This is a genomic window from Flavobacterium sp. 102 (assembly GCF_003634615.1).
Taxonomy (GTDB): Bacteria; Bacteroidota; Bacteroidia; order Flavobacteriales; family Flavobacteriaceae; genus Flavobacterium.
The window spans coordinates 2,900,683-2,917,541 of the sequence record NZ_RBKX01000001.1; the positions used below are offsets into that span (position 1 = coordinate 2,900,683).

Annotated in this window: 15 protein-coding genes; all 15 read left to right on the forward strand. The window is 39.8% G+C overall.

The window, feature by feature from the left end; all coding sequences use genetic code 11:
- Positions 1–8: 8 nt before the first annotated feature.
- The 15 genes from C8C84_RS12735 (at position 9) to C8C84_RS12805 (ending at position 16,858) form a co-directional block, all read left to right on the forward strand.
- Positions 9–1,190 carry an acetyl-CoA C-acyltransferase gene (locus C8C84_RS12735; protein ID WP_121314007.1) on the forward strand — a complete coding sequence of 394 codons (1,182 nt, stop codon included), beginning with the start codon at positions 9–11 and terminating at the stop codon, positions 1,188–1,190.
- Between the two features lie 24 nt (positions 1,191–1,214).
- Positions 1,215–3,005, forward strand: a complete 1,791-nt coding sequence (locus C8C84_RS12740; RefSeq protein WP_121314008.1) for an acyl-CoA dehydrogenase family protein — start codon at positions 1,215–1,217, stop codon at positions 3,003–3,005.
- Positions 3,006–3,266: 261 nt separating this feature from the next.
- Positions 3,267–3,830, forward strand: coding sequence for a DUF4256 domain-containing protein (locus C8C84_RS12745; protein WP_199717164.1), 564 nt, complete (start codon positions 3,267–3,269; stop codon positions 3,828–3,830).
- 65 nt (positions 3,831–3,895) lie between these two features.
- Positions 3,896–4,543, forward strand: a complete 648-nt coding sequence (locus tag C8C84_RS12750; RefSeq protein WP_121314010.1) for a DUF2238 domain-containing protein — start codon at positions 3,896–3,898, stop codon at positions 4,541–4,543.
- On the forward strand, positions 4,533–5,030 hold the full coding sequence (locus C8C84_RS12755; RefSeq protein ID WP_121314011.1) for a YdeI/OmpD-associated family protein: 498 nt from the start codon (positions 4,533–4,535) through the stop codon (positions 5,028–5,030). The genes C8C84_RS12750 and C8C84_RS12755 overlap by 11 nt, the downstream gene beginning before the upstream one ends.
- A 99-nt stretch (positions 5,031–5,129) precedes the next feature.
- A complete protein-coding gene (locus tag C8C84_RS12760; protein WP_121314012.1) occupies positions 5,130–5,735 on the forward strand; it encodes a flavin reductase family protein in 606 nt (201 codons plus the stop codon).
- A 39-nt stretch (positions 5,736–5,774) separates the two neighbouring features.
- The gene (locus C8C84_RS12765; RefSeq protein ID WP_121314013.1) at positions 5,775–8,093 is read left to right on the forward strand and encodes a bifunctional salicylyl-CoA 5-hydroxylase/oxidoreductase; all 2,319 of its coding nucleotides are present in this window, start codon (positions 5,775–5,777) and stop codon (positions 8,091–8,093) included.
- A 41-nt stretch (positions 8,094–8,134) separates the two neighbouring features.
- Positions 8,135–9,727, forward strand: coding sequence for an AMP-binding protein (locus C8C84_RS12770; RefSeq protein ID WP_121314014.1), 1,593 nt, complete (start codon positions 8,135–8,137; stop codon positions 9,725–9,727).
- A 196-nt stretch (positions 9,728–9,923) separates the two neighbouring features.
- Entirely contained in the window at positions 9,924–11,504 is a 1,581-nt protein-coding gene (locus tag C8C84_RS12775; RefSeq protein ID WP_121314015.1) for an FMN-binding glutamate synthase family protein, read from the forward strand.
- Positions 11,505–11,775: 271 nt separating this feature from the next.
- Positions 11,776–12,210, forward strand: a complete 435-nt coding sequence (locus tag C8C84_RS12780) for a thioesterase family protein (RefSeq protein ID WP_121314016.1) — start codon at positions 11,776–11,778, stop codon at positions 12,208–12,210.
- A 4-nt stretch (positions 12,211–12,214) separates the two neighbouring features.
- Complete coding sequence (locus C8C84_RS12785) at positions 12,215–13,201, forward strand: carbon-nitrogen hydrolase family protein (protein ID WP_121314017.1); 987 nt, start codon at positions 12,215–12,217, stop codon at positions 13,199–13,201.
- A 119-nt stretch (positions 13,202–13,320) separates the two neighbouring features.
- Positions 13,321–14,427: a cupin domain-containing protein gene (locus C8C84_RS12790; protein ID WP_121314018.1), complete on the forward strand. Its 1,107-nt coding sequence runs from the start codon at positions 13,321–13,323 to the stop codon at positions 14,425–14,427.
- 130 nt (positions 14,428–14,557) lie between these two features.
- Positions 14,558–14,731, forward strand: coding sequence for a hypothetical protein (locus C8C84_RS17060; protein ID WP_158592573.1), 174 nt, complete (start codon positions 14,558–14,560; stop codon positions 14,729–14,731).
- 4 nt (positions 14,732–14,735) lie between these two features.
- Positions 14,736–15,953 carry a retropepsin-like aspartic protease gene (locus C8C84_RS12800; protein WP_121314020.1) on the forward strand — a complete coding sequence of 406 codons (1,218 nt, stop codon included), beginning with the start codon at positions 14,736–14,738 and terminating at the stop codon, positions 15,951–15,953.
- Entirely contained in the window at positions 15,950–16,858 is a 909-nt protein-coding gene (locus C8C84_RS12805) for a fumarylacetoacetate hydrolase family protein (RefSeq protein WP_121314021.1), read from the forward strand. The genes C8C84_RS12800 and C8C84_RS12805 overlap by 4 nt, the downstream gene beginning before the upstream one ends.
- Position 16,859 lies beyond the last annotated feature (1 nt).

Here is a 16,859-nt window from a genome sequence, read left to right on the forward strand (position 1 = left end):
CAAAAAATATGAAAACAGCATATATAGTAAAAGCATACAGAACCGCCGTCGGAAAAGCACCTAAAGGAGTTTACAGATTCAAACGCCCTGACGAACTAGCCGCCGAAACCATTCAATTCATGATGAATGAACTGCCTGATTTCGACAAAACAAGAATTGACGACGTCATGGTCGGAAACGCCATGCCCGAAGCTGAACAAGGATTAAACGTAGCGCGTTTGATTTCGTTAATGGGATTAAAAGTAACCGATGTACCGGGTGTAACCGTGAACCGTTATTGTGCTTCCGGAATTGAAACCATTGCCATGGCGACTTCTAAAATACAAAGTGGTATGGCAGATTGTATCATCGCCGGTGGTGCCGAAAGCATGAGTTTTATCCCAATGGGCGGTTACAAACCAACGCCTGATTATGCAGTAGCCAAAGAAGGCAACGAAGATTATTACTGGGGAATGGGTTTAACAGCAGAAGCGGTAGCCAAACAATTCAACGTATCTCGTGAAGACCAAGATGAATTTGCACTTAATTCACATTTAAAAGCCATCAAAGCGCAAGCCGAAGGCAAATTCGATAAACAAATTGTTCCCATTACTATCGAACAAACCTTTATCAATGAAAATGGTAAAAAAGAGACCAAGTCCTACACCGTAACCAAAGACGAAGGACCAAGAGCCGATACGAATGCAGCTGCTTTAAGTAAATTGCGCCCTGTTTTCGCCGCTGATGGTAGTGTAACTGCCGGTAACTCTTCACAAATGAGTGACGGAGCGGCTTTTGTCTTAATCATGAGCGAAGAAATGGTAAAAGAATTAAACCTGACTCCTATCGCTCGCATGGTAAGTTATGCCGCAGCCGGTGTAGAACCAAGAATCATGGGAATCGGTCCGGTGAAAGCCATCCCGAAAGCTTTAAAACAAGCAGGTTTGACTTTAAACGACATCAATTTAATTGAGTTAAACGAAGCTTTTGCTTCTCAAGCCTTAGCAGTTACTCGCGAATTGGGCATCAATCCTGATATCGTAAATGTAAACGGTGGCGCCATTGCTTTGGGACATCCACTAGGTTGTACAGGGGCAAAATTATCTGTACAATTATTTGACGAAATGAAACGCCGAGGTGATAAATACGGAATCGTATCAATGTGTGTCGGAACCGGACAAGGTGCCGCAGGCGTTTATGAATTATTATAATCAACAATCTAAAAAAATAAAAAAATGAGCGATATCACTCGTGGAGGTCAATTCCTCGTAAAAGAAACCAAATGCGAAGACATCTTCACTCCTGAAGATTTCTCAGAAGAACAAATTATGATGCGCGATTCTGTTAAAGAATTCGTCGACAAAGAAATTTGGCCTAACAAAGACCGTTTCGAAAAGAAAGACTATGCCTTTACCGAAGAAGTAATGCGCAAAGCCGGAGAAATGGGATTTCTAAGTGTTGCTGTTCCGGAAGCATATGGCGGAATGGGAATGGGATTCGTAGATACGTGTCTCGTTTGCGACTATATTTCGGGCGCAACCGGTTCGTTTTCTACAGCCTTTGGAGCACATACCGGAATCGGAACGATGCCGATTACTTTGTACGGAACCGAAGAGCAAAAGCAAAAATACGTCCCTAAATTAGCTTCCGGCGAATGGTTTGGCGCGTACTGTTTGACCGAACCGGGCGCTGGATCTGATGCTAACTCCGGAAAAACAAAAGCAGTTTTATCTACTGACGGAAAACATTACAATATTACCGGACAAAAAATGTGGATTTCGAACGCAGGTTTTTGTTCCGTATTTATTGTTTTCGCCCGTATTGAAGATGACAAAAACATTACCGGCTTCATCGTAGAAAACGATCCAAGCAACGGAATCACGATGAATGAAGAAGAACACAAACTCGGCATTCGCGCCTCTTCTACTCGTCAAGTTTTCTTTGCTGATACTAAAGTTCCGATTGAAAATATGTTGGCCGGACGTGGCGAAGGTTTTAAAATTGCAATGAATGCGTTAAATGTTGGTCGTATCAAATTGGCTGCCGCTTGCTTAGATGCCCAACGCCGAGTGACATCGAATGCAATTAATTATGCCAATGAAAGAATCCAATTCAATACACCAATCTCCAGTTTTGGTGCCATTCGCTATAAATTAGCGGAAATGGCGACTTCCGCTTATGCCGGAGAAAGTGCTACCTATCGCGCTGCGAAAGACATTGAGAACAGAATCAAATTACGTGAAGCCGAAGGTGCAACACACCAAGAAGCCGAATTAAAAGGCGTTGAAGAATTTGCTATCGAATGTTCTATTCTAAAAGTAGCCGTTTCAGAAGACGTACAAAATGCAGCAGATGAAGGCATCCAAATCTATGGCGGAATGGGATTCTCTGAAGACACACCGATGGAAAGTGCTTGGCGTGATGCTCGTATCGCTCGTATTTACGAAGGAACGAATGAAATCAACAGAATGTTGTCAGTCGGCATGTTAATCAAAAAAGCCATGAAAGGCCATGTTGATTTATTAGGACCGGCGATGAAAGTACAAGAAGAATTAATGGGTATTCCATCATTTGACACACCTGACTATTCTGAATTATTTTCAGAAGAAAAAGAGATGGTGGCCAAATTGAAAAAAGCTTTCTTAATGGTAGCTGGTGCTGCGGTTCAAAAATATGGAATGGATTTAGACGCACACCAACAATTATTAATGGCTGCTGCCGATATGTTAATTGAAATCTATGTTGCGGAAAGTACGATTTTAAGAACAGAAAAATTGGCCAAGAAAGAAGGAGAATCAAAAGTAACGGAGCAAATCGCGATGGCTAAGCTATACTTATACAAAGCAGTAGACGTTGTGACCCAAAAAGGAAAAGAAAGTATTATCTCTTTTGCTGAAGGAGACGAACAACGCATGATGCTAATGGGATTACGCCGATTTACCAAATACACCAACATGCCAAACATCGTTGGATTAAGAGAAACTATTACCACCAAGTTAGTGGCGGAAAATAGCTATTGTTTCTAAATTTTAGTTACGTTAATTGTTTTAAAAGACCATCTGTGATATTCAGATGGTTTTTTTTTGAGTGTCAAACAAAATCCTAAAATAGCCGTTGAAGAATCTAAAGAAATAACCAATACTTTTGAAAAAATAGTAATTTAGCTTAACTGTATTTACATATTCTATAAGCAAGAAAGGTAAAGGACTTTTAGATTGCAGAAGTAGAAAACTAAAAAATGATAGTCTTTTAGAAATGATAAAAAAAACACTAAAAATAACATGTCAATGGAAGATAAAAAACAGTTGTCACCGGAACAGCGTAATGAACTACTCAACACTTTAAAAAATCGTTTTGAGAAAAACAGTAACCGCCATCCAAATTTGGATTGGGCTAAAATACAAGCCAAACTAGAAGCGAATCCTCAAAAACTATGGTCGCTCAATGAAATGGAAAAAACTGAAGGTGAACCGGATGTCATTGGTTACGATCAAAAAACTGATGAATATCATTTTTATGATTGCTCAGCCGAAAGTCCAAAAGGACGAAGAAGTCTATGCTATGACCGACAAGCATTAGACTCAAGAAAAGAACACAAACCGCAAAACAGCGTTATTGATGTTGTAACTGCCATGGGTATTGAACTTTTAACAGAAGAACAATACAGAGCATTACAGCAATTTGGGAACTTCGACACCAAAACATCAAGCTGGATAAAAACACCGGACGAAATTAGAAAACTCGGTGGCGCACTTTTCTGTGATTATCGTTATGGAAATGTCTTTGTGTACCACAACGGTGCCGAATCTTACTATGCTGTGCGAGCATTTCGTGGCATGCTAAAGATTTAAATTCTTTTGTCCAAATAATACAAAACCATTTATTTTCCTATCTTCGATTCCTAAACCAATAAGTTATGCCATTCACCACCGCCATTTCACCTGAAAGAACTCCATTTGCCAAAAACCCATGGTTGTGGGCGTTTCTGGGCATATTTACCATCATTTGGACAAGCACATTAATAGGCACAAACGACATGAATAATTGGCTGCTCGAAAATACTTTGACAGTTATTTTCTTCTTGTTTTTAATTTTCACTTATAAAAAATACCAGTTCAGCGATTTAACTTATCTGCTGATTTGTGTTTACATGTGTTTGCACGTTTATGGCGCCAAATATACTTATGCCGAAAACCCTTTTGGCTATTGGCTCAAAGATTATATGGTTTGGGAGCGCAATCACTACGACCGAATTGTGCATTTCAGTTTCGGATTTTTATTGGCTTACCCCATGAGGGAATTGTTTCTAAAATGGATAAAATACCCAACAATAGTCGCATGGGTTTTACCAATCGAAATCACTTTGTCCATAAGCGGTTTCTACGAATTGATTGAATGGGCTGTAGCCGATATTTTCTTTCCGGCGCAAGGTGTTGCTTATTTAGGAACGCAAGGCGATATTTGGGATGCCCAAAAAGACATTTTTCTAGCCTTTTTAGGAGCCATTTTAGCCACAACAATAGTTTCCTTAGTCAAACGCTTTTTCAAAATTCATGAAAGCTAATGCGCCTATTTCGTTTAGTGCCAAAATAGAAATTATTGGTATCAACCCATTCGTGTATTTGCCCGAAGAAGTGTTACTAGTTGTTTTGGGTCAAGCCCAAAAAGACAAAGGCAAAATACCGGTAACCATATCCATTGACGGACATCCATTTCTTCAAACTTTAGTCAAATATAGCGGACATTGGCGATTGTACTTAAACACACCTATGCGAAAAGCCACTGGAAAAGAATTGGGCGATACTGCCCTATTTACCATTGCTTTTGATCCAAAGCCAAGAGAAATAACCATACATCCTAAATTGGCAAAAGCTTTAGAAAACAATACAGAAGCCAAAGGCAAATTCGATAATTTACCTGCTTCACGCCGATTGGAAATTGTCAAGTACATTTCTTTCCTGAAAACCGAAGAAAGCATCGATAGAAATGTAACAAAAGCCATTAATTTTTTATTAGAAAAAGAGCATTTTATCGGCAGAGACAAACCTTAGTCTAAAATTCAAGAATTATCATTTTCAAGCTCATAAATTTAACTTCGATTCAAAAAAATAACAAAAAATAGCTTTAATTTGTAGTAAACAAACAACAACATGCTATTTGATCCTAACGAGCTCGAGTATTCGGCTGTTTACAAACTACTAACCGGTGCCATTATCCCAAGACCTATCGGCTGGATTTCTTCAGTAAGCGAAGACGGAATCAACAATTTAGCGCCTTTTTCCTATTTCAATGCTGTTGGTGATGATCCGCCAACCGTGATGTTTTCTACCGGAAGAGGCAACAATACTAATAAAGATACTTTAAATAATGTGCTGGCCACCAAACAATTTGTGGTAAACATGGTCACCGAAGAGTTGGCTGAACAAATGAATACCACTGCACAATCAGTTCCACACGATGTGGACGAATTTGAATTAGCAGGTGTTACACCAATCGCATCAGTCAAAGTAAAACCAATGCGCGTTAAAGAAAGTCCAATTACTTTCGAATGCGAATTGGTACATCATTATTTTTTGGAAGACCACAAACACGGCGGTGCTTGTATCGTTATCGGCAGGATCGTAATGATGCATTTCAATGACGAAGTATTATTAGAAAATCATAAAATCAATTTAGAAACCTACAAACCAATTTCGCGATTAGCAGGTTCTAATTATGCCAAATTAGGAGAATTATTTTCGATTAAAAGAGGTTAAAAAAACCTCAGAACCTTAGAAACTTAGAATCTCAAAAAAATGAAAATAGCAGTTATAGGTGGCGGTCCGGGCGGACTTTACTTTTCGATACTAACCAAAAAAGCAATGCCCGATTGCCAAATCGATGTGTACGAACGCAACAAACCCGATGATAGTTTTGGTTTTGGCGTAGTCTTCTCCGATGAAACTTTAGGCGAATTTCTCAAACGCGACATGCAATCCTATGAGTTAATCCGAAGCAAATTTGCCTATTGGGACGACATCATCGTAGCGCGTGACGGACAAGAAGTTAGTATTGCCGGAAACGGTTTTTGTGGTTGTTCGAGAAAAACATTGCTCAAGTTACTACACCAACGTTGTCGTGAAGAAGGTATAAACCTTCATTTCGAGCAAAACATAGATGATTTAAGCCAATACCAAGATGCCGACATTATCTTAGCTGCGGATGGTATTGCAAGCGGCATCAGAACACAATACGAATCCGAATTTGGCACCAAAATCACTTTAAAGAAAAACCGCTTTGTATGGCTAGGTTCAACCAAACCGTTAGACGCTTTTACCTATTTTTTCAGAACTACGCCGCACGGAATCATAGTCGCACATTCCTACCAATACGAAGAAGGCATGAGCACTTGGATCTTTGAATGCAGCGACGAAACTTGGCAAAAACACGGATTCGAAGTGACCAATGAAGCAGATACGATGGCCAAAATTTCCGAAATATTCAAAGTCGAACTCGATGGACATCCATTGATTTCAAACAAATCACACTGGCGTCAATTTCCGCATGTGACCAATGAAAAATGGTTTCACAACAATATTGTTTTATTAGGAGATGCCAAAGCCACAGCGCACTACTCTATCGGCTCGGGAACCAAATTGGCAATGGATTCCGCCATAGGTTTATCCGATGCCGTAATTGCAAATCCAAACAATGTGCAAGCCGCTTTCGAACAATACGAAAAAACCAGAAGAAACACCGTTGAAATGATTCAACACGCCGCGCTAGTGTCACTCGATTGGTTTGAAAATATGGATAGAAATAACCAACATCCATTTTATCAATTCGCTTTCGGCTGTATGACACGCGCCAAAAAAGTAACGTTTGAAAACCTAAGACTTCGCGATAAATCTTTTACGGATAAAGTTTTAGCCGAATTCAATACAAATAACAACTGTCACACTGAGCCTGTCGAAGTGCCTAAGATAGCACCTGCCGCTTTCTCTAAATTCAAACTCCGTGATGTAGAACTCCAAAACCGAATCGTCATGTCACCAATGGGACAATACTCAGCCATCGATGGTAAGGTTTCCGATTGGCATTTAGTCCATTACGGAAGTCGAGCTACCGGCGGTGTCGGACTAATTATCACCGAAATGACAGCCATTTCAGAAACAGGCCGAATCACTTTAGGTTGCGCCGGCATTTATACTCAAGAACAACTTCTTGACTGGAAAAAAATAACCGATTTCATCCATCAAAATACCCAAACTAAAATCGGAATTCAATTGGGACATTCTGGCCGAAAAGGCGCTACCAAAAAACCTTGGGAAGGACAAAACGAACCGATTGAAACACCTTGGGATTTGATTTCGGCTTCGCCAATAGCGTTCAATGACAAACTTCCGATTCCAAGAGAAATGACTTCCGAAGATATGGATGTAATAGTTTCCGAATTTGTCCGAGCCACCAAAAATGCGGACCAAGCCGGATTTGATTTAATCGATTTACAAGCGCATCACGGATTCTTATTGGCCTCTTTCCTATCGCCTTTAACCAATATCAGAACAGACGAATTTGGCGGAAGCATCGAAAACCGATTAAAATTCCCATTAAGAGTTTTCAACGAAATGCGAAACACTTTTCCATCACACAAACCCATGTCAGTGAGAATTTCCGCTTCCGATTGGGCAAAAAACGGAATTTCAGAAGAAGAAGTTATTACCATAGCAACTGTCTTCAAAAATGCAGGAGCCGATATTGTCAACGTTTCAACCGGAAATACGGTCGCCAATCAAAAACCACAAGTTGGTAGAATGTGGCAAACCCCTTTTGCGGATGCCGTTCGAAATACGGTTCACATCCCAACCATAACCACCGGTTTTATTCAAGACATTGATCAAATCAACACCATTATTTTAAACGGCAAAGCTGATTTGGTGGCGTTGGGCCGACCTTTATTAGCCGATGCCAATTTCGTTCGCAACGCACAAGCCTACGAGCAATTTGAAGCCACAGACATTCCAAACCAATACAAAGCCGGAAGTTCGCATCTTTATCCGCTAAAAGCGACAGAAAGAAAGCAAACAGAAGGCATGAAAATCGCCTTGAAACCAAAAAGCAATAAAAAAGAATAAAACCTTAGAACCTTAGCGCCTCAGCGCCTTAGAACCTAAAAATGAAACATTACCAAGACAATTTCGCTCACGATCATTTACCAAGTCCCGACTTGCAACCCGACTATGTTTTCCTCGACTTACCACAGTTTAACCGACCGGAAATGCTCAATTGTGTGGACGTTCTTTTGGACAACCACATCAAAGAAGGTCGCGGAAATAATGTCTGCATCCGCACTTTCGAAACCACTTGGACCTACCAAGATTTATTCGAAAAAGCGAATCAAATTGCCCATGTTTTAGTAGACGATTTAGGGTTAAAATCAGGCAATCGCGTATTAATTCGTTCGGCCAATAACCCAATGATGGTCGCCGTTTGGTATGCGGTTTTAAAAGCCGGTGGCATAGTCGTAGCAACTATGCCTTTGTTGCGTGCCAAAGAATTGACTACGATTATCGATTGTGCCGAAATCTCTCATGCCATTTGCGACCACAGTTTGGCTGACGAAATGCATTTGGTCAAATCCGAACATTTAAAATCGGTTTGCTTTTACGGTAATTCTCGTTTGGAAGAATTAATGGCAAACAAACCCAAAACCTTTACCAATTACCATACAAAATCAGACAGCATCGCCTTAATCGGTTTTACTTCCGGAACAACCGGTTTACCCAAAATGACGTCGCATTTCCACAAAGACATTCTAAACATTTGCGAAGCCTTTCCTCAATATTCACTCCAACCAACAGCAAAAGATATCTTTACCGGAAGTCCGCCACTCGGATTTACCTTTGGTTTAGGCGGATTGGTTTTATTTCCTATGTATTTCGGTGCTTCCACTTTCTTAATCGAAAAACCAACGCCCGATATGCTTTTGCAAGCGATTCAAGACTTTAAAATCACCATTTGTTTTACAGCACCAACAGCTTGGCGAATCATCACTACGAAAGTCAATGATTTTGATATTTCCAGTCTGCGCAAATGTGTTTCAGCCGGAGAAACTTTACCGCTTAAAGTTTGGCAAGATTGGTACGATACAACCGGTTTAAAAATCATTGACGGTATTGGTGCTACCGAAATGTTGCATATCTTTATATCTTCAAAGGAAGAAAACATGAAACCCGGCGCAACCGGTGTTGCGATTACTGGTTATGAAGCCAAAATTGTCGATAAAGAGGGAAATAATGTTCCAACAAATGAACCCGGAAGATTAGTTGTACGTGGCATCACCGGTTGTAAATATTTAAATCGAATTGAGAAACAAGAAGAATACGTCGAAAACGGTTGGAATGTCACCGGAGATATTTTCCGCCAAGATGAAGAAGGCTATTTTTGGTTTGTAGCACGAGGTGATGATATGATTATTTCTTCAGGATATAATATCGCAGCGATTGAAGTAGAAAGCGTCCTGTTAACCCATGAAGAGATTTTAGAATGTGCCGTAGTGGGTTTGCCCGATGAAGAACGAGGAATGTTAGTTTGTGCGCACATTGTTTTAAAGGAACACAGTAAAGCGACTGACAATATGAAGAACCATATTCAACACTGGTTCAAGGAAGTAGCCGCACCATACAAATATCCAAGGGTGATTTATTTTACCGAAGCTTTGCCCAAAACAGAGACCGGAAAAATTCAAAGATTTAAGTTGAAAAATTAAAAATATCAGGAGCTATTTCCCGCTTTCCGCGTTACATGGTAACTCGCTCCACACGAGCGCAGCGACTGCCGAAGGAATCGGGGCTAAGCTTATCTGCAATGACAAGTAATCAATTTAAAATTGGTGAAAACTTGCCTAATTAGTGATAAAAAAAATAATCCGTCTAATCCGTTTAGTTCGTGGCAAAAAATAAAAAATGAGAAAGGCATTCATAATATTCGCAATCACTTCCGTATCTATTATAGGAATACTGACTTATATCAACTGGAAGTTTAGTTTTTTAGGATTGATATTTGTTCCTCTGATTTTAATGGGTTTTTACGACATGTACCAATCCAAAAAAACCATTCGCAGGAACTTCCCTCTACTAGGTAGAATGCGCTATTTACTCGAAGCCCTTGGTCCTGGTGCCAGACAATACTTTATTGAAAGTGATACCGACGGTAAACCATTCAACCGTTTGCAACGAAGTTTAGTGTACCAACGAAGTAAAAAAGAAACCGATTCTAACCCTTTCGGAACCCAATTAGACCTTTATGAAATCGGTTACCAATGGATCAATCACAGCATCAAAGCGATTCCTTTTTCTGAAGTCAACAGTAATCCAAGAGTTAAAATTGGTTCTTCTCAATGTACAAAACCTTATTACGCCAGCTTGTTTAACATCAGCGCTATGAGTTTTGGTTCACTCAGTAAAAACGCTATTTTGGCCTTAAACAATGGTGCGAAAGAAGGTGGTTTTTACCACAATACCGGCGAAGGCGGATTGTCTCCTTATCATTTACAAGGTGGCGATGTCGTTTGGAATATTGGAACCGGTTATTTCAGTTGCCGCGACTATGATGGAAATTTCTCTTACGAGGAATTTACCAAAAGAGCGACTTTAGACAACGTCAAAATGATTGAAATCAAGTTTTCACAAGGCGCAAAACCAGGTCATGGAGGAATCTTACCCAAAGAAAAAGTAACCGATGAAATTGCGGACATTCGCTTGGTTTCAAAAGGACATGATATCATTTCGCCACCAACACATTCAGCCTTTAAAACACCGTTGGAGTTAATGGAATTCGTCCAATTATTGCGAAAAGGTTCCGGCGGAAAACCCATCGGAATGAAAATTTGTATCGGTAACAAATCAGAATTTATTGCCATTTGCAAAGCGATGGTACAATCCAAAATCACTTTTGATTTTATCACCGTTGACGGTGGCGAAGGCGGAACCGGTGCAGCGCCACAAGAATATTCAGACCATGTAGGAATGCCTTTGCGAGACGCTTTGGCTTTTGTTTACGATTGTTTAGTCGGTTTCGATTTAAAGAAAGACATCAAAATCATCTGCAGCGGAAAAATCATCACCGGATTCGACATCATCAAAACACTATCCATTGGAGCGGATTTATGCAATTCGGCACGCGGAATGATGTTTGCCTTAGGCTGTATCCAAGCACTAGAATGCCACGCCAATACATGTCCGACCGGAATTGCAACACAAAATCCAAGACTAACAAAAGGATTAGTTCCCGAAGAAAAAAGCATTCGCGTGGCACGTTTCCAACACGAAACCGTCAAAAGTGCGATGGAATTAATGGCCTCAGCCGGAATCGATCATCCGGATAAAGTTGACCGAAGCGTCGTGAGTATGCGCGTGGACAGAACCTTAATAAAAACATTTGAAGAAACCTATCCTGAACTAAAAGTCGGATCTTTACTCGATGGTAGCAAAGTGCCTAACGATATGTTCAAATTTTGGAAAAGAGCCACTGCGGAGAGTTTTTAGGAGCTATTCCCGCTATTCGTTCCAATCTTTTATTACTTTGTCACCCTGAGCGCAGTCGAAGGGCTTTTCTAAAAAGCAATAAAATGATTTCCACTACAAACACGTAGTGTTCACCGAACTCCAATTGAAAATAGGAGAAAGTGAGGTAATCGGGGCTAAACATATCAGCAATGACAAGTAATAAATTTAAAATTTGTGAAAATTTGTGTAATTCGTGGCAAAAAAACAGAAATCAGTACAATCCGTCTAATCCGCGGCAAAAAATAAAAACATGAACCAACCCTTTACCAAACAAGAAAAAATACGCTTCAAACACGTCGATTATGCCGGCATAGTGTTCTATCCACGCTTTTTAGAAATGCTCAACGACCTAGTCGAAGACTGGTTCGAAGAAGCTTTAGAGAGACCATTCTCTAAAATCCATGAAACCAATGGCATTCCAACCGTGGATTTAAAAGTCCAATTCAAAAAAGCGGCACGCTTGGGCGAAATCTTAACCAAGAAACTTTGGGTAATCCATCTTGGTGGTGCTTCTGTAAATTGCGGCTTCCGTTTTGAAGATGAAAACGGAAAAACTTGCTTAGAAGGCGAAGTGACATTGGTTAATGTTGCCATAGCCGAAGACAGAAATAACATCAAAGCAGAAGCTTTCAACGAAGAAATGAAGAAAAAAATTAAGAATTACGAATTACGAAATACGAATTAAAATCATGAGTTTAAACTTCAAAAAATTCAAAGCCGCCACAGTCCAAACGTCACCCGTTTTTCTCAACGTAGAAAAAACGATAGAAAAGGTGATTTCATTCGTGAAAGAAGCCAGCGACAATGGTGCGCAACTCATTGCTTTTCCGGAAGTATTTGTCGCCGGTTATCCATATTGGAACTGGATTATGACTCCTGTTCAAGGCAGCAAATGGTACGAGCAATTGTATAAAAACTCAGTTACGGTTACTGATGAAAGTATGAAACCTTTGTTCCAAGCAGCGAAAGATCATAATATTCATATCGTCATCGGAATCAACGAACGCGGCGACAGTTATGGCGAAATTTACAATACCAATTTGATTATTGACAACCAAGGAAATCTCATCGGAAAACACAGAAAGCTTGTTCCAACTTGGGCCGAAAAACTCACGTGGACAAGCGGCGACGGTTCTTCATTGAAAGTGTATGATACAGAAGTTGGACCAATCGGGACTTTGGCTTGCGGTGAAAACACGAATACGTTAGCACGTTTTACTTTGTTATCACAAGGCGAATTGATTCACATTGCCAATTATATTTCACTACCGGTTGCGCCACCGGATTACGACATGGCGGAAGCGATTAAGATTCGAGCTGCTGCGCATTCTTTTGAAGGCAAATTGTTTACGATAGTGTCGTGTTCAACGATTTCGCAGGAAATCAAAGACGCTTTGCGCGATGATGTACCGAATGTAGATGAACTGCTGACGCGAAAAAACTCGGCTTTCTCCGGATTTATTGGTCCGAATGGTGCCGTGATTGGCGAACCGCTCATTGACGACGAAGGGATAATTTACGCCGAAATCGATTTGGAGAAATGCATCCAACCCAAACAAATGCATGACATACTCGGTCATTACAACCGATTTGATATTTTTGATTTACGAGTGAATATTGCTCCAACGAGAAAGATTACCTTTGTAGACAATCACGAGGAGTTTAACAAACGATAACATAAAAGCCAATGGATGGCTACTTAGCCCTGATTGCAGTCTCGTTTTTTTGGACGAGACGGAAAGCAGGAATAAGGAAACCAAAAAAGCCCAAACCATTCGCTCCAAAAAAATAATTTATGGAAGCAAAACATTCAGACGACGTCATCGGTCGTGCCCGAGTACAAGACAGCCCGGAACTCGAAGCCTATTATAAAGAACTCGAAGGTTTTGGCGCTGGTGCGTTATGGACAGTAGCCAACGATATTGAACCTTGGGAACCGAGAAGTTCTTCTGTGCCGATGCTTTGGAAATATGAAGATTTGAGAAGCTTAGTTTTAAAATCCTCCGAACTCGTAACACCGGAACAAGCCGGAAGACGCGTAGTGTATTTGGTCAACGACAAGAGAAAAGATGTTTCCGCTGCTGTTGGTTGGTTGTACACCGGAATCCAAGTCACACGTCCGGGCGAAAGTACTTCGGCTCATCGACATAAAGCTTCTGCCCTACGTTTTATTATGGAAGGCGATAAAGGTTATACGGTGGTTGATGGTAATAAAATCATGCTCGAAGTGAATGACTTCGTGATTACGCCTAATTCTACTTGGCACGAACACGGTGTAGAAGAAGGCGGGCAAACTTGCATTTGGCAAGATGGTTTAGATATTCCACTCGTTAATGCTTTAGAAGCCAATGATTATGCGGTGTATGACGGCAAACAACCTTTGATTGCACCGGTAAATCATTTACCGATGTCTTTTGACGGTAATGGTATTGTTCCGGCCGATTTGGTTTGGGACAAGCCTTATTCTCCTCTATTCAAATATTCTTGGAAAAAAGTGTATCCGGCGTTGTTGGAAGCAGCCAAAGTCAATGATGGCAATCCGTTTGACGGAATCATCATGCGTTATTCCAATCCGTTAACCGGTGGTCATGTGATGCAAACCATGGGCGCATCGATTCAATTGTTACCTGCAGGTTTCAAAGGAAAAGCCCACAAGCATACGGGATCTTTTGTGTACCAATGCGCCAAAGGCAAAGGCTATTCTATCATCAATGGCAAACGTTATGATTGGAAGGAAAGAGACATTTTCTGCGTCCCGTCTTGGGCTTGGCACGAACACCACAATGCTTCCGATACCGAAGATGCCTGCTTATTCTCCTTCAATGATTTACCGGTGATTGAGAAACTGGGATTGTATCAGGAAAGAGCATATGAAGAAAACAATGGGCATCAATTGATATAGGAGCAGTTGTTTTCTGCTGTCAGCAACTCTGGTTCCTGCTCTCGCCAGTCGCTGTCCGCTTTGCGAACGAGCTCCAACAATGGCTCCATCAGGGCTAAAGAAACGAATCATTTTCAGTAAACAAAAAAACATGAGGAATTTAAAACCATTAATGGGAATCGGAATAGCAATCCTTTTTGTTTTGCTCGGACTTTACTTAATTCAAAAAGAAGACAAAACCGCTATTATTGTGGGTTATGCCAACGTCATTTTCTTTTCCGGAATCATTCTGTTAGCAGTAATAAAACTTTTTAAAAAGCAATAAATACATGAAACTGCTGAGTAACATAATACTTAAAAACATATCGAAGACAAATCTGTTGTTGTTCTTTATTCTTTTGGCGACCAGTATTCAAGCACAAGAATTAGCTCTTAACCAAGGAAAAATAAATCAAAAACAGTATTACGAAGAAATCGACTTTGAAATCGTTAATGACAAAATCATCATTCCGGTAACTATTAATAACAAAACATACAAATTTCTTTTGGATACGGGAGCTCCAAATTTAATTACCAAACGCTTACTAAACGAAATCAGCACAGAAAACCTAAAAAAAATCCCTGTTTATGATGCCAACAATCAAGTAGACACACTTGAAATGGTTGCCATTAAATCGATTAAATTAAAAAACCTAAACTTTGAAAACAACGTGGTTTTAACCACCGACTTGGACAATCATTTTATTCTAAAATGTTATAAAATTGATGGGTTTATTGGAAGTAATTTGTTCAAAAATTCAATTCTAAAGATAAGTCTTAAAAATAAAAAAATTACCATTACTGATAACATTAAGAAGCTACAACTCAAATCAAAACCAAGCAACTTAACATTATTTGGTGACCAAAAATCGCCATTCATCAAGATAAACTTTACCGGAAATAATAACGAAAAAGGAAGTGAAGATGTCTTAGTAGATACCGGCATGGATGGTTTCTACGAAATTTCAAACCGAGCCTATTCCGTATTTTCTAAAGAGAATATTTTTGAAGAACTCTCTAAAAGCATGGGAACTTCTAATATTGGTTTATTTGGTGCCGCACCGGTTAAAGAACAAATATTGGTAAAACCCTATTTGTTAAAAATAAACGATACTACTTTCGAAAACTTAATCACCAATACTACCGATGACAACAATTCAAGGTTAGGACTGGATTTGCTCAAATATGGTGATATTGTAATTGATTTTAAAAATAAAAAATTCTATTTTGAAGCCGATAAAACAGTCACTTTAGATCATAAAGCACCGGTTTATTCACCAACAGTAATCGGTCAAAAATTTGTAATAGGTCACGTATGGGACAAGAACTATAAAGACCAACTAAAATTTGGAGATGAAGTCATCAGAATTGACAATCACCTATTGAGTGAAATGGATTTTTGTGACATCATTAAACTGAAAAAAAACCTTGACACCCAAAAACCTTATGAAATAGAAGTACGATCTAAAGACAATCAAACTAGAACAGTAAAAATAGAAAACAAATGAAACTACTCACCTACGCCACTCAAGACACTGAACCACGTTTAGGCTTTCTCCACAACAACCAAGTCATCGACATGGAAGATTTTGGCGAAATCTCTAATTTCCCGTTACCAAGCGATATGCTCGATTTGATTGATATGGGCATCGAATTGGTAGAAGAATTAAACGATATGGTAGCCGATACACCGGAAAACTTCTTCGAAGAAATCGCCTATTCGCTTGACGAAGTGACTCTACTCGCTCCGATTCAAAAACCGAGAAAAAATATCATTGGTATTGGTTTGAATTATACGGAACACGTTTCGGAAAGTGCCCGTACTTTAGACACCACCGGAAAGTTACCACAAAAACCAATTATCTTTTCCAAACCGCCAACAACGGTTACAGGAACAAATACTGAAGTAATCAAGAACACCAAATTAACCCAACAATTGGATTGGGAAGTGGAATTGGCTGTAGTAATTGGAAAACACGGCAAATATGTTCCCAAAGCTGATGCGATGGATTATGTTTTTGGTTACACCGTAATTAACGATATTTCGGCACGTGATTGTCGTAGAGAAGGTCAATGGATCGTTTCCAAAGGACAAGATACTTTTGCGCCGATGGGACCCATTTTAGTCACCAAAGATGAAATCGAAAACCCACACAACTTGAACTTATCCTTGAAAGTAAACGGCGTGGAAAAACAAAACTCCAATACTAAATTCTTACTCTTCAACATTAACGATTTGATTGAAGATTTGAGTATCGTATTCACTTTAGAACCCGGAGATATCATTGCCACCGGCACTCCGGCGGGCGTTGGTGCCGGTCGTGATCCGCAAGAATGGTTGCATGATGGCGATGTTATTGAAGCTACTGTGGAAGGCATAGGAACAATTGTAAATACCGTGAAAGAGATTTAAA

Coding starts and splice junctions, on each gene's coding strand:
- C8C84_RS12735 (WP_121314007.1), top strand. CDS start 9: ATGAAAACAGCATATATAGTAAAAGCATACAGAACCGCCGTCGGAAAA.
- C8C84_RS12740 (WP_121314008.1), top strand. CDS start 1,215: ATGAGCGATATCACTCGTGGAGGTCAATTCCTCGTAAAAGAAACCAAA.
- C8C84_RS12745 (WP_199717164.1), top strand. CDS start 3,267: ATGGAAGATAAAAAACAGTTGTCACCGGAACAGCGTAATGAACTACTC.
- C8C84_RS12750 (WP_121314010.1), top strand. CDS start 3,896: ATGCCATTCACCACCGCCATTTCACCTGAAAGAACTCCATTTGCCAAA.
- C8C84_RS12755 (WP_121314011.1), top strand. CDS start 4,533: ATGAAAGCTAATGCGCCTATTTCGTTTAGTGCCAAAATAGAAATTATT.
- C8C84_RS12760 (WP_121314012.1), top strand. CDS start 5,130: ATGCTATTTGATCCTAACGAGCTCGAGTATTCGGCTGTTTACAAACTA.
- C8C84_RS12765 (WP_121314013.1), top strand. CDS start 5,775: ATGAAAATAGCAGTTATAGGTGGCGGTCCGGGCGGACTTTACTTTTCG.
- C8C84_RS12770 (WP_121314014.1), top strand. CDS start 8,135: ATGAAACATTACCAAGACAATTTCGCTCACGATCATTTACCAAGTCCC.
- C8C84_RS12775 (WP_121314015.1), top strand. CDS start 9,924: ATGAGAAAGGCATTCATAATATTCGCAATCACTTCCGTATCTATTATA.
- C8C84_RS12780 (WP_121314016.1), top strand. CDS start 11,776: ATGAACCAACCCTTTACCAAACAAGAAAAAATACGCTTCAAACACGTC.
- C8C84_RS12785 (WP_121314017.1), top strand. CDS start 12,215: ATGAGTTTAAACTTCAAAAAATTCAAAGCCGCCACAGTCCAAACGTCA.
- C8C84_RS12790 (WP_121314018.1), top strand. CDS start 13,321: ATGGAAGCAAAACATTCAGACGACGTCATCGGTCGTGCCCGAGTACAA.
- C8C84_RS17060 (WP_158592573.1), top strand. CDS start 14,558: ATGAGGAATTTAAAACCATTAATGGGAATCGGAATAGCAATCCTTTTT.
- C8C84_RS12800 (WP_121314020.1), top strand. CDS start 14,736: ATGAAACTGCTGAGTAACATAATACTTAAAAACATATCGAAGACAAAT.
- C8C84_RS12805 (WP_121314021.1), top strand. CDS start 15,950: ATGAAACTACTCACCTACGCCACTCAAGACACTGAACCACGTTTAGGC.